This window comes from Malaciobacter pacificus (genome assembly GCF_004214795.1).
GTDB lineage: Bacteria > Campylobacterota > Campylobacteria > Campylobacterales > Arcobacteraceae > Malaciobacter_A > Malaciobacter_A pacificus.
Window position 1 is genome coordinate 1,989,930 of the sequence record NZ_CP035928.1, and the last position, 13,112, is coordinate 2,003,041.

Consider the following 13,112-nt stretch of genomic DNA (forward strand, 5'->3'; position numbering starts at 1 on the left):
ATTTATTCTCTTTTATCTAGAGCTTAGCGCAAGTTTTATACTCAAACCAACTAATACTAGACTTGTAAATATATTTAAATAACTAAATACCTCTTTTTTAGCTAAAACCTTTTGTCTTAAAATATTTCCTAAAATACCAATTATCGAAAATATAATAAATGCCACTATTATAAATATTAGTCCTAAAAAAATCATTTGCAATGGAATGTTTGAACTAGATGTATCTACAAATTGAGGTAAAAATGCTAAAAAGAAAATAGATACTTTTGGATTTAAAATATTCATAATAAAACCTCTTAAATATAACTTTTTATACTCTACTTCATTTTGAGTTTGCTCTAAACTAATTGGATCATTTCTGTGTTTAAATATTTGATATGCAATATACAAAAGATAAATTGCACCAATATATTTAACAATATCAAAGGCTATTTGTGAAACTTGAAAAATTACAGATATTCCTAATGCAGCAGCTAGTGTATGAATTACTAAACCACTACATAAACCCAAAGTTGTAACAACAGCTGCTTTTTTTGTTTTAGAGATACCTAAAGTTAATACATATATATTATCTGGACCTGGGGAGAGAGATAAAAGTATTGCACTTAATATAAACATTAATAAATTACTATCTTCAATCAATATAATTCCTTGTTATTTACTTATAATTAATCTTACTAAAATTATGATAAAATCATTTATTATTTAAAGGATTAAGTTGAGAGAATATAAGGCTAAAACCACAGATATAATAACAACTACAAGTTTTCATACCCCTTTAGGTGAACTTTTTGCGGCTGCATCTAAAAAAGGTATCGTCATGCTTAGTTTTTTAGAAAAGTATACTTTACAATCAAAAGTTGATATTCTAAAAAAAACACTTGATTGTGAGATAATTCCCGTAAATTCAAATGAAATTTTTGAAGTATTAAAAACACAACTTGAAGAGTATTTTAATAACAAAAGAGAAGCTTTTGATATTCCAATGCAAATGGTTGGAACATCTTTTCAAATTGAAGTTTGGAAAGAACTACTTAAAATTCCATATAATCAAACAATGAGTTATAAACAAATTGCAACAAATATAGGTAATGAAAATGCTTCAAGAGCAGTTGCAAAAGCAATCTCACAAAATATAATACCAATATTAATTCCTTGTCATAGAGTAATTTCTTCAACAGGAGATATCAGTGGATATAATCAAGGAATACAAAGAAAAGAGTTTTTATTGAAGTTAGAGCAAAATGATAGATAAATCAATATTTAGACAATATGATATTAGAGGAATAGTTAATAAAAACCTAGATGAAAATAGTGCTAAACTAATAGGCTACTATTTTGGAAAATATCTAAAAGAAAAATATAATGAAGAGATTTATATTGTAATTGGTTATGACATTAGACATCACTCAAAGCTACTTTTTGAAGCTTTAGTATCAGGTATTAATTTTAGTGATTGTAAAGTTATTAATATTGGACTTGTAGCAACAGGTGTAAATTATTTTGCATCATTTCAAGAAATAGAAATTGAAAAAAATAAAAAAATAAAACCCACTGCTTCTATTATGATTACAGGTAGTCATAATGCAAAAAAATATAATGGATTTAAAATCACAGTTAAAAACAAACCTTTTTTTGGAGATGATTTAATTTTTCTATATAATTCTATAAATTATATAGAAATAATTAATAAACCTCTTTATATCAACTATGATATAAAAAAAGAGTATATAAAATTCATGATAAAGCAATTTTCTCACCTAAAAAACCTAGCAATTTCTTTTGCTATTGATTGTGGAAATGGAGTAGCAAATACAGTAATTTGTGATATTTTAGATGAACTAAATTTAAACTATAAAGCACTTCATACTACTCCAAATGGTGACTTCCCAAATCATCACCCAGACCCATCAAATGAAAAAAATTTAATTGATTTAAAAAAATTATTAATTAATGATTGTAATTTAGCCTTTGCCTACGATGGTGATGCAGATAGAATAGTTGTTCTTACTCAAAAATACAATATCAAAGGTGATATGCTAGCCCTACTTTTTTCAAAAACTATGAAAAATCCAGTTATTATAGGAGAGGTTACTTATTCTCAAAATATATTTGATGAAATAAATCATAATGCAAAAACAATTATGGATAAAACAGGTTATTCAAACTTAAGATTAAAACTTAAAGAGTTAAATGCTGATTTAGCAGCTGAAGTTTCAGGACATATATTTTTTAATGATAGATATTATGGATATGATGATGCAATTTATGCCACTTTAAGAGTTTTAGAGCTTATTTATAATGGTATTGATTTAGATAAAGAGTTAGATTTACTACCAAATGTTTACACAAGTGAGAATATTGAGATAAAAATTGAAGAGAGTAAAAAATTTATTTTAATAAATAATTTAAAAAAAAGATTAGAAAATAAGTTGAGAGGTTTTCCTTTAATAAAAGATATCATACAAATTGATGGTCTTAGAATAAATTTTGAATATGGATGGGCTTTGATTAGAGCTTCAAATACTAACCCAATAATACAAACAAAATATGAAGCAACTACATACGCAACTGCTATGACTTATAAAAAAGCAGTTGAGAACTTAATAAATGAGGTAATAAATGAAACTAATTGCACTGCAAGTTAAAACTAATGAAAATTTTGAAGAAAACTTAATACACCTAAAAAAACTAATCTGTGATTGTGAAGAGAATTCTATCATATTAGCACCAGAGATTGCCCTAACAGGTTTTTGTTATGATAGAATGAAAGAAGCTTCAATATTTGCAATAAAAGCTATTAAAGAGATACAAGAGTTATCAAATAATAAAACCATTGCATTAACTTTTATTACTAAAAAAAATAATAAGTATTTTAATACACTTCATGTTTTTAAAAATAAAAAGATTTTACATACCCAATCTAAATCACAACTCTTTCCTTTAGGAAATGAACTAGAACATTTTTCAGCAGGGAACCCTGATGATATTAAAATAATAGATATCGATGGAGTGAAAGTTGCCACGTTGATTTGTTTTGAATTAAGATTTCCAAAATTATGGGAAAAAATCAAAGGTGCAGATATAATTCTTAATCCAGCAATGTGGGGATTAAAAAGAAAAGATCATTATGAAACTATTTCAAAATCCCTTGCACTTGTTAATCAATGTTTTTTAATAGCTTCAAATAGCGCTGATGAGAATATGGCAAAAGGAAGTGCAATTATAAGTCCATTTGGGAATGTAACTAAAAATGATTCGAGTGAAATAATAAGTTGTAAGTTCGACATAGACGAGATTAAGAAGGTGCGAAAATATATTAATATAGGATTAGAAAATGATTAAAATAAACTCTATAATATTTGTTTGTTTAGGAAATATTTGTCGCTCACCAATAGCCCAAGGGGTAGCAAAACAGTATGCTAAACAAAAAAACTTAGATGTAAAGATTTATAGTGCAGGAACTGGCTCATGGCATGTAGGAGAGCCTCCATGTGAAAACTCAATTAAAGTAGCAATGCAAAATGGAATTGATATCTCTACTCAAAGAGCTGTACAGTTTAAATCTAAAGATATTAATAAATATGATTTGATAATTGGTTTAGATGATTCAAATGTTTCAAATCTTAAAAAATTAGGTGTAACAGAGGTATTAAAATTAGGAGATTTTGGATACGAGGGTAAAGATGTACCTGATCCATATTTTTTTGATGGGTTTGAAGGTTTTGATAAAGTTTTTGAGATGATTGATATTTGTGTAAGGAATTTAATTGATGAAAAGATAGAAAACTAATCTATCTTCATCGCTTCTTGTATTTCATCAAAATCTATTCCATTTCTTTTTGCAAGAAGTGCAAGTCTAGTAACTCTTGTTATATGGGATGGAATTGTTTTATATGTTGTAAAAGTTGTGGCTTTTACACCTATGTGCTCAGCGAATTTACCTTGAGAAGTAAATCCAATTTCCTTAATTATTTTTTTAAATTCTTTCTTGTTCAAAGTCCAATTTTCTCATGTCAAAATTTTGCGGAATTATAGTTTCTTTTAACTAAATTATATATTAAATTTAGGAGCCACTTGCAGATTATAAAAAACAACCCGTAATTTAAGCTGATTTAAATTTTAAAAAGTTGAATCAAACTTCAGATAAGTTATAATTTTTTACTACAAAAATTTAACAGAAGAGCGATTCAACTTATGGAAATTATTCTACCAAAAATATCTTCAAGTCTATCTAAAATGTGGACTAAGGTTTTAAATCTTGAAAATTCACTTTTTCCTTCTTTGAAAAGAGAGCTTCAATTAGAAGAGTTGTCAAATAAAGAGCAAAAGCTTATTAAGATATTAGACTTTGCTGCGATTGAAAAAAATATCACTGTCGTATCTATTACAAACACTCCAAAGCATAGAGAAGAGATTGCACGAGCATTTATTGCAAAGAGTGTTTACAATATCCAAACAACCAGAGACCTTATCGATAGACTTCATAGTGATAGAACGCTGAGGATCTTGTGTGGGTGGAGATATAAAAACGATATTCCAAGTGAGTCTAAATTTAGTAGAGTCTTTAAGGAGCTCAGTGAGCTTAAAATTGCACAAAAGACGCATGAGCAGTTTGTGAAGGAGTATCTAAGGGATACACTCTTTTTTTATAATGCAAGTGATGCAACAAAAATACCACTGAGAGAAAAACCTGTAAAAGTTGAAAAAGAAAAGTTTAAACCAAAAAGAAGAGGACGACCTAAAAAAGGTGAAACAAGAGAGCCTAAAACACCCAGTATCTTGCAGCAACAAGAAGATATGAAAACCACAAAGCAGATGCTATCTTTGGTATCAACGCAGTGTGGAGTTGGAAGAAAACAGAATTCCAAAGGCAACTTTGAAACATGGATAGGAGGGAAACTCCATATCAGTGTAGTAGATGGAGATATCCCTATTACTGCTATTTATTCAGGGGCAAATGTTCATGATAGCTCAGTAGCACTTCCTCTTATAAACGAGACAAGCAAAAAAGTATCATATCTTTATGACTTACAAGATGCAGGATACGACAGCAATATTATCAGAGATTTTTCCAAAAAACTAAATCATAGACCGCTTATTGATATCAATCCGAAGAACTCCAAAGAGTTAAAAGGAAAAATTCAACTTATAAAAGATGAAAAAAAGAAATTTAAAATTCTAAACCTTACTCAAAGTTTAGATACCCATCACTATAACCAAAGAAGTATGGTTGAGAGAGTCAATAAATACCTCAAAGAAGACTTTGGATGCAGTAATATTTATTATAAAGGAGCTACAAAAGTAGCTTCTGTTTTAGCATTTGGTATTTTATCAGTTTGTATTCATCAGAGTTTGAAACTGGTAACATAACTTTTAGCTAAAAACACTAAAAATTAGCCATTTTTAAAACTCAACCATCAAGCACGCACCCAATAATAGTTTTTTATCTAAAATTGACCCATAAAGCGGTAAAATGATTAAAAGTTTAAAAGATCTGCTTGATAAGCTTAGTAGGTTTACAAATTCACTAGTTTATGATGGTGGAATTTGCAAGCGGCTCTTTAGAGTAAAACTAATATTTTATAGTAAAAATTTGACATTTTAGTTAATATTAAGTATAATACGGCGCGTTTTTTATGACACATACAAGGGGAAATAAATGAATTTAAAAATTATTTTTTTATCTTTAATTTTCTTTACTAATATTTTTGCATCAAACTTTAATGCAAATAAACTAACTAAAGAAGATATTAACAAACTAAAAGTTATTAAAGAACTTGGACAAAAGCATGGTTTAAGCTATAGTTTAATGGCTATTGCAATCAAAGAATCATCATTAGGTAGATACCAAATCAACGTTGATAGTAAAGATTATGGTCTATTCCAAGCTAATATTAAAACTGTACTTTCAAGACATAATGTAAAAAACACTTCTTGGAATAGAAATAGATATGCAATGAGATTAGTTTCTGATATGCAATTTGCTACTAAAAATGCAATTGCAGAACTAACATACTGGAAAAAAGTTCATAAAAATGATTGGAGAAAGGTATGGAGTAGCTACAACGGAGGTTGGAAATACAACTCAAAAAGAGCTCAAAAATACTCAAGAGACATTGCTAAAATAATCAGAGAACTGAAAAAAGTAAAAGTATAAACAAATATTAACTATCAGAAAGCTACTTTTAGCTTTCGACCTTCCTTTAAACCACATTCTACTTTAATTTATTTTGTTATTTTATTACTCATAACATCATTAATCTATTTTAACAATACAAATTGATAAGTATTATCACTATTAATATTAGTTTAAGATTCTTATTGCTATTATTTCAATAATGATTATCAATATAAAGGATATCAATTGAAAAATTTTGAAATTAAAAGTAAAGAAAATATTGTAAAACCAACTGGTTGTACTTGTTAAGGATTAATTATGAGTGTATTAGTAATTGGTGGAGATCAAATTTCACAAATAAAAACTATGTTACAAGAACTAGGTGCAAAAACAATTAATCACTGGGATGCAAGAAAAAAATCTTCAGCTCCTAAAAAAAAGGTGCCACAAAACACTGATTGTATTGTGATGTTAACATCATTTTTAAACCATAATACAATGCTAAAATATAAGAATGAAGCGAAAAAAAGAAATATACCATTTGTATGTACTAAAAGATCAGTTTCGTGTGTGTATGATGAATATGTAAAAATTATGGGTATAAAAGATTGTAATCAATGTTATGCAAACTGTAAAGGAGGAAATAATGATTGATTTAATCGGATTTAAAAATAATAGTGAATTTTTACCTAAAGATTTTGATACATTTGATTCAAAACAGAAACTTAGACAACTTTTTTTATATATGAGTAATATTATCTTAAAAGATTTTTGCCACTTCAATAAATATGAACAAAATTTTTTAAGTAATTATAGTTTAAAACAAGCATTTACCTATAAAATTAAAAAAGATCTTAATATGAACTATGTATTAAGTCATAAAAAAAATAGTTTTAAATTTAATTTATGTAAGAACTCAACAAAAACAATTAATAATTATATTAACAATACAAACTCCTCTTTTATTTCAAAAAATTGTAAATTAAAGGTTGCAAAATTAATTTCATCATGTTTTGTAAACAAAGAATTACAATTACTTATTGATAAACACTTAGTTTTCCATGAATTTGTATTAAAAAAGTTAAAAAAACTACATAGTGATAAAACTATTATTGATTTAGGAAATGCCATTTGCATTAAGTCTGATGAGTTTCATGGAATTAAAATATATACTTCATGGAAAGATATCAAGATAAACAAACCAGATATAAAAGATGAACTTGAAAGTGCTATAAAAGCCATAAAAAAAGGTGAATCTTATCAAATATATCTAGCGTATCCTAAAAATAGTGATTTTACGAAACAAATACCAATTTATGTTAATGAATTAGAAAATCATGAATATCAAATAAAAGCAATACCTTATTCATTAAGGTCAATAATTAAAACAAATAGGAGTTTATAAATGGCAACTGCAATATTTTATGCGACAAGTACTGGAAATACAGAAGAGATTGCTCAAAAAATAAGTGATGAGTTAGGAGGAATAGATACATTTGATTTAAGTAGCTGTGATATTAGCAAAATGAATGATTATGACAAAATAATTTTAGGTGGATCTACTTGGGGAGATGGAGAACTAAATGATGACTGGGAAGATGCATGGAGTAATTTTGAATCAATTGATTTATCAAGTAAAACTGTTGCACTTTTTGGATTAGGTGATCAAGAGAGTTATAGTGATGAATTTTGTAGTGCAATGGGAATAATTTATGAATATGTTAACTCTACTGGTGCAAAAATTGTTGGATTTACATCAAGTGATGGATATTTTCATGATGAATCAAAAGCTCAAATAGATGAAAAATTTGTTGGATTAGTAATTGATGAAGATAATCAAAGTGATTTAACAGATAGTAGAATAAAAACCTGGGTTGATGATATAAAAAGTGATATTTTATAAAAAAATAATATATTAAGATCTTTCTTAATATATTATTGACACTCTTCGCATAAACCGTGTAATTGCATTGAATGACTAGTTATTTTAAACTTATTTTTCTTTGCAATTCTATCTTGTCTTTTTTCAATTTCTTCATCTAAAAATTCAACTATTTTTCCACAGTTTGTACAAATTAGATGATCATGATGAGACTTAGAATTACTTTCATATTTCTTTCCATCAGTTCCAAATGCAATTGATGTAATTAAATCAACTTCTTCTAAAAAACTTAGTGCTCTATATACAGTAGCAATACCAATATTTGTGTCAGGAAACTGCTCTTTTATTTTGTTGTAAACGTCTTCAGCACTCAGGTGCTCATCAGCATTTAATAAAATATTTAAAACAATCTCTCTTTGCTCAGTATATTTAAGACCTTTTTGTTTTACAATTTTTTTTAATTCTTCAATAGTCTCTTCTGTATTCATATATAAAAATCTCGCCTTTTAAAATATAACTATTAGTATAGCTAAAATTTTTGAAAAACTCCTAATACTATTATTCAAAAAACTTATGTATTGATAGATATCAAGTCTATCAAAGCAAAAAGATATTATAATAATCATTATTAGTTATAAGGAATTTCATGACTCTTAATGAGCTAGATAAAAATCAAACTGCTATTATAAAATCAATTAATTGTGACTCTGTTTTAAAAAATCGCTTTTACTCTTTAGGAATAGTAAAGGGTGCAACAATAAAAATTGAAGAAGTGACTTTAACAAAAAGTACAATTGAAATAAATATCAATGGATCAAAATTTGCGTTAAGATTTAGTGAAGCAAATAAAATAGAAGTTGAAAATGAATAATAAAACAATCAAAATAGCATTGGTAGGTCAACCTAATGTTGGAAAATCTATGCTTATTAACTCAATTTCTAATGCAAAACTAAAAGTAGGAAACTTTTCAGGTGTGACTGTTGCAAAAGAGGAAGTTTTCTTAGAGTATAAAAACTACAGATTTGAAATTACAGACCTACCTGGGTCATACTCTTTAACTAACTTTACATTAGAAGAAAAAGTAACTAAAAGTTTTTTAGATAATTCTAACTATGACATAATTTTAAATGTAATTGACTCAACAAAGCTAGAAAGAAATTTATATTTAACAAGTGAACTTCTAGAATTAGATAAAAAAATGGTTATTGCTTTAAATATGACCGATGAAGCAAAAAAAGAGAAAATAGAAATTGATGAAAAACAACTAAGCAAAATTCTAGGTAAACCATGTATAAAAACTAGTGCTGCAAAAAATAGTGGAATTAGTGAATTATTAGATGAAATTATAAAAAAATTTGAATCTGAAAAATTACCTACAAAACTAATTTTTTCAGATGTAATTGAAGAAGAAATTACAAATATAGAAAATATTTTAGAAGAGAATGGATTTAAATCACAAGAGACATATAGACAATTAGCAATCAAAATTTTAAAAGAGGATGAAGAAACCTATAAATTCTTTCATGACCATCCAATCTGGATAAAATTACAGCCAATAGTAAGTGAAGCTTTTGAACATATTGCACTTCATTATAATACAAAAAATATGGAAGATATTTTTAATGAAGAAAAACACTCCTTTTCAAAAGGTGCTGTTACAGAAACTCTAAAAGTTAAATTATCAAATAAAAAATCATTGACTGATAAAATTGATTCTATTTTAATTCATAAACTTTTTGGTATTCCTATTTTCTTATTTTTAATGTGGGGACTATTTCAACTTACTTTTGAAGTTGGAAATATTCCAATGGACTTAATTGATGCATTTTTTGCTAATTTAATTGATAATACAAAAAATATATTAGGGAATAATGAGATTAGTTCAATTATAGCTGATGGAGCGATAGCAGGAGTTGGCTCTGTAATTCTTTTCTTACCCAATATTGTAATACTATTTATAGGAATAGCACTTCTTGAAACAACTGGTTATATGAGTAGAGTTGCTTTTTTACTTGATGGTTTTTTTCATAAATTTGGGCTTCATGGTAAATCATTTATACCTTTAGTTACAGGCTTTGGATGCTCAGTTCCTGCTTATATGGCTGCTCGTACTTTAAAAAATGAAAAAGATAGATTACTAACTCTATTTATTATTGGGTTTATGTCTTGTGGAGCTAGACTTCCTATATATGTCTTATTTGTCGGAGCCTTTTTTAGTAATGAAAATGCCGGGAATATACTTTTTCTAATCTATATTTCTGGAGCAATATTAGGTTTATTTGCAGCAAAAGTATTAAAAATTATAGTATTTAAAAGTGAAGATGAGCCTTTTGTAATGGAAATGCCAAAGTATAGAATGCCTTCATTAAAATTGATTTGGCATACTGTATCAAATCAAGCACTAATGTATTTAAAAAAAGCAGGAACTTATATATTAGCAGCATCACTCTTAATCTGGTTTGCATCAAATTATCCAAAACATTTAGAGTATGAGCAAACAATAGCCACTAAAATTGAGCAAGCATCAACTCAAGAAGAGAAAGCTATCTTAAGTAATAAACTTGCTCAATATAACCTTGAAAATTCATATCTTGGAATCATAGGTAAAACAACTGAACCACTTTTTGAGCCACTTGGATTTGATTGGAAAATGACAGTTGCCTTAGAAACAGGATTAGCAGCAAAAGAGATTGTAGTTTCAACTCTTGGTATTTTGTATGGACTAGGTGAAGAGAATGATGAGCAAAGTAAAGGGCTTATAGAAAAAATAAGAACTAATATACCATTTGCTTCAGCTATTTCATTTATAGTATTTGTAATGATTTATTTGCCATGTTTAGCTGCATCAATGGTATTTGTAAAAGAAGCTGGTAGTTGGAAATATTTAGGCTATTTATTTATATTTACAACGACTACAGCTTGGATCATGTCATTTATAGCATATAATATAATTAATTTAATACTCTAAAATTATTTCAACTCAAATTGAGTTGAGTAATTTTTACCATCTTCTAAAACTACTTTAAAAGTCCAAAAACCTAACTCTCTACCATTTATATATCTGTAATCATAAATTGAACCATGACCTGCTGGAATAATCATATCTCTTTCCCTAGATAATTCACCACTTGGAGAAATCCATTCAATTTTTATTTGCTTATCATAACTTGTTCTTGTTACTTCAAATTTACATATAATTGAGTTTTCATCTTCAAGAATTAAACAATCTGCATTTGGTTCAATCTGTTCAAAAATTTCTTCTGAGAAATTTTGATTTTCAACTGTTTGTTCTTCAGCATTTATGTTACATATAATTAAAAAAAGAGATAAAAGAATTATTTTAATCATTTTTATTCTCACTTTCAAATTCATCAATATTCATATATTTTATAAGCAAATACTTTATAGGTGCATAAAGTGTAGTCATTAAAGCTACTGCTAAAACTAATTGGCCCATTTTAAAAAATGCACTCGATTCTTCAAGTATAAGCATAATTAAATAATAACTTAATAAATAAGAAATTATAGCACAAATAATTCCTGAAACTATTACAACCATATTATAATTCATATTTTTCCCATATTGTATCTTGATCTAAAGATGCTCTATTTTTTAAAACCTCAAAAGGATTATAAGACTCTTTATACCCCATAGAATAATGATCTTTAATCCAATATCCTAAATAAATATAAGGAATTTTCATCTCTTTTGCAATTTTTATTTGCGCAAGTACTGAAAACTTACCTATTGATAAATCTTGATAGTCATGATCATAATAACAATAAATAGCCGAAATAGATTTAGGTAAAACATCAACTAAGGCAACACCAATTAACTTATCATCTCTAACATATAAAAACTCTTTTGCATACTCTTCTTTTGCATCTACATAAGATTTTATATATTCATTTGGCTCAATTGGAGAATATGGCCAATTCTTTTTCTCATTCATAAATTTATGATATTTATCATATAAATTTAAATGTTCCATTGTAATAGAAGGAGGTCTAATAAAAAGTTTTGTATCTTTATTTTTTGAAATAACTCTTTTTTCTGATTTTGAGAATTTATAATTTGCAACATCAATTCTCATTGAAATACATTTTGTACAAGCTTTACACTCTGGTACAAAATGCATTTTTCCAAATCGTCTCCAACCTCTTTCTAACATTAGTTGATATTGCTCAGTAGAACAAGAATGAAGATATCTATATCTTATATCAGAGACCTGTTCATTAAAATAAGAACACTCTCTACCCTCTTCTACAAATTCAATATCACGATTTAATATATGCATTTTTATTCGTTTATTTTTTGTTTTATCTCTTTAGCAATGCTAGTAATTTTTGATATTTTTTCAGCGTTTGATAAACTATCATCTATTAAATGTTTTACAAAAGCACTACCAACAATCACACCATCAACACCTTTTGCTTTTTCTTTACAAGTTTTTTCATCAACACCAAAACCTATGTATAGTGGTGTATTTGAATATTTTCTAACATTCTCAATAACTTTAGTTAAATCTTCACTTTGTCCACTTCCAGTGATTCCTGCATAAGCTACCATATAAATAAATTTTTGTGCATTTTTTGTAACTTCTTCAATTCTTTCTTCACTGTGAGTTGGAGCTACAAATGAAATATTTACTTTGTTATATTTATCAAATAAAGCTTGTAAGTTTTGAGCCATTTCAAATGGAACATCTGGAATAATAGTTCCATTTATTCCATATTCATCTGCTTTTTGTAAGAATTTTTCAATACCATAATGATAAAAAGGATTCATATATCCCATCCATAAAGTATCAATATCTTTTCCAATTTTAGAAGAGACTTCAAATAAGTCTTTTAATTTAAAACCATTATTTAAAGCAATTAAATTTGCTTTTTCAATAACCGGACCATCGGCAACTGGGTCAGAAAAAGGAATACCTAATTCTAGAGTATCAACACCAGCATCTTTCATATTATATGCTAAATCTACAGTAAATTCACTATCTGGCATTGAAGAAGTTATATAACCTACTAATTTTTTTTCAATATTTTCACTCATTAAAATATATCCTATTTACATTAATTGGATTTATTTTATCTAAATTGTACTT

19 protein-coding genes are annotated in these 13,112 nt (G+C 27.0%); 12 read left to right on the forward strand and 7 right to left on the reverse strand.

From position 1 onward, the window contains the following. Window positions 1-12: 12 nt before the first annotated feature. Window positions 13-642, reverse strand: a complete 630-nt coding sequence (locus APAC_RS10035; RefSeq protein ID WP_130233967.1) for a LysE family translocator — start codon at window positions 640-642, stop codon at window positions 13-15. Window positions 643-718: 76 nt separating this feature from the next. On the opposite strand from APAC_RS10035, the gene APAC_RS10040 reads away from it, so the two are divergent. From APAC_RS10040 to APAC_RS10055, 4 genes are read left to right on the forward strand one after another with little or no spacing between them, the layout of a single operon-like run. After that, window positions 719-1,255: a methylated-DNA--[protein]-cysteine S-methyltransferase gene (locus APAC_RS10040; RefSeq protein WP_130233968.1), complete on the forward strand. Its 537-nt coding sequence runs from the start codon at window positions 719-721 to the stop codon at window positions 1,253-1,255. Further along, window positions 1,245-2,648 (forward strand): phosphomannomutase/phosphoglucomutase, encoded by a 1,404-nt coding sequence (locus APAC_RS10045; RefSeq protein ID WP_130233969.1) that lies wholly within the window; start codon window positions 1,245-1,247, stop codon window positions 2,646-2,648. The genes APAC_RS10040 and APAC_RS10045 overlap by 11 nt, the downstream gene beginning before the upstream one ends. Next, a complete protein-coding gene (locus APAC_RS10050) occupies window positions 2,623-3,345 on the forward strand; it encodes a carbon-nitrogen hydrolase family protein (protein ID WP_130233970.1) in 723 nt (240 codons plus the stop codon). The genes APAC_RS10045 and APAC_RS10050 overlap by 26 nt, the downstream gene beginning before the upstream one ends. After that, window positions 3,338-3,793 (forward strand): low molecular weight protein-tyrosine-phosphatase, encoded by a 456-nt coding sequence (locus tag APAC_RS10055; protein WP_188353779.1) that lies wholly within the window; start codon window positions 3,338-3,340, stop codon window positions 3,791-3,793. Before APAC_RS10050 ends, APAC_RS10055 begins: the two co-directional genes overlap by 8 nt. Here APAC_RS10055 and APAC_RS10060 read toward each other — a convergent pair. Continuing rightward, window positions 3,790-3,999, reverse strand: coding sequence for a hypothetical protein (locus tag APAC_RS10060; RefSeq protein WP_130233971.1), 210 nt, complete (start codon window positions 3,997-3,999; stop codon window positions 3,790-3,792). The genes APAC_RS10055 and APAC_RS10060 overlap by 4 nt on opposite strands. Before the next feature lie 198 nt (window positions 4,000-4,197). Here APAC_RS10060 and APAC_RS10065 point away from each other — a divergent pair, with 198 nt between their 5' ends. The 6 genes from APAC_RS10065 to APAC_RS10085 all read left to right on the forward strand — a co-directional run bounded on the left by APAC_RS10065 (window position 4,198) and on the right by APAC_RS10085 (window position 8,024). Continuing rightward, a complete protein-coding gene (locus tag APAC_RS10065) occupies window positions 4,198-5,373 on the forward strand; it encodes a transposase (RefSeq protein ID WP_130232576.1) in 1,176 nt (391 codons plus the stop codon). Between the two features lie 103 nt (window positions 5,374-5,476). Next, window positions 5,477-5,608, forward strand: a complete 132-nt coding sequence (locus APAC_RS13465) for a hypothetical protein (RefSeq protein WP_266095881.1) — start codon at window positions 5,477-5,479, stop codon at window positions 5,606-5,608. 54 nt (window positions 5,609-5,662) lie between these two features. Continuing rightward, window positions 5,663-6,160, forward strand: a complete 498-nt coding sequence (locus tag APAC_RS10070) for a transglycosylase SLT domain-containing protein (RefSeq protein ID WP_130233972.1) — start codon at window positions 5,663-5,665, stop codon at window positions 6,158-6,160. Window positions 6,161-6,439: 279 nt separating this feature from the next. After that, complete coding sequence (locus APAC_RS10075; RefSeq protein WP_130233973.1) at window positions 6,440-6,775, forward strand: DUF2325 domain-containing protein; 336 nt, start codon at window positions 6,440-6,442, stop codon at window positions 6,773-6,775. Next, window positions 6,768-7,526 carry a hypothetical protein gene (locus APAC_RS10080; protein WP_130233974.1) on the forward strand — a complete coding sequence of 253 codons (759 nt, stop codon included), beginning with the start codon at window positions 6,768-6,770 and terminating at the stop codon, window positions 7,524-7,526. Before APAC_RS10075 ends, APAC_RS10080 begins: the two co-directional genes overlap by 8 nt. After that, complete coding sequence (locus tag APAC_RS10085) at window positions 7,527-8,024, forward strand: flavodoxin (RefSeq protein ID WP_130233975.1); 498 nt, start codon at window positions 7,527-7,529, stop codon at window positions 8,022-8,024. 32 nt (window positions 8,025-8,056) lie between these two features. Here APAC_RS10085 and APAC_RS10090 read toward each other — a convergent pair whose 3' ends face one another. After that, on the reverse strand, window positions 8,057-8,491 hold the full coding sequence (locus APAC_RS10090; RefSeq protein WP_130233976.1) for a Fur family transcriptional regulator: 435 nt from the start codon (window positions 8,489-8,491) through the stop codon (window positions 8,057-8,059). A gap of 158 nt (window positions 8,492-8,649) precedes the next feature. Between APAC_RS10090 and APAC_RS10095 the strand changes: the two genes are divergently transcribed. Both APAC_RS10095 and feoB read left to right on the forward strand, forming a co-directional pair. Then, window positions 8,650-8,874: a FeoA family protein gene (locus APAC_RS10095; protein ID WP_130233977.1), complete on the forward strand. Its 225-nt coding sequence runs from the start codon at window positions 8,650-8,652 to the stop codon at window positions 8,872-8,874. After that, complete coding sequence (feoB, locus tag APAC_RS10100; protein ID WP_130233978.1) at window positions 8,867-10,972, forward strand: ferrous iron transport protein B; 2,106 nt, start codon at window positions 8,867-8,869, stop codon at window positions 10,970-10,972. The genes APAC_RS10095 and feoB overlap by 8 nt, the downstream gene beginning before the upstream one ends. Window positions 10,973-10,974: 2 nt before the next feature. On the opposite strand, the gene APAC_RS10105 is transcribed toward feoB, so the two are convergent. From APAC_RS10105 to trpA, 4 genes are read right to left on the reverse strand one after another with little or no spacing between them, the layout of a single operon-like run. Next, on the reverse strand, window positions 10,975-11,352 hold the full coding sequence (locus APAC_RS10105; RefSeq protein ID WP_130233979.1) for a hypothetical protein: 378 nt from the start codon (window positions 11,350-11,352) through the stop codon (window positions 10,975-10,977). Beyond that, window positions 11,345-11,575 carry a hypothetical protein gene (locus APAC_RS10110; protein WP_130233980.1) on the reverse strand — a complete coding sequence of 77 codons (231 nt, stop codon included), beginning with the start codon at window positions 11,573-11,575 and terminating at the stop codon, window positions 11,345-11,347. The genes APAC_RS10105 and APAC_RS10110 overlap by 8 nt, the downstream gene beginning before the upstream one ends. Then, window positions 11,565-12,302, reverse strand: a complete 738-nt coding sequence (locus tag APAC_RS10115) for an arginyltransferase (protein ID WP_130233981.1) — start codon at window positions 12,300-12,302, stop codon at window positions 11,565-11,567. The genes APAC_RS10110 and APAC_RS10115 overlap by 11 nt, the downstream gene beginning before the upstream one ends. A 2-nt stretch (window positions 12,303-12,304) precedes the next feature. After that, entirely contained in the window at window positions 12,305-13,060 is a 756-nt protein-coding gene (trpA, locus tag APAC_RS10120; RefSeq protein ID WP_130233982.1) for a tryptophan synthase subunit alpha, read from the reverse strand. Window positions 13,061-13,112: the final 52 nt, after the last annotated feature.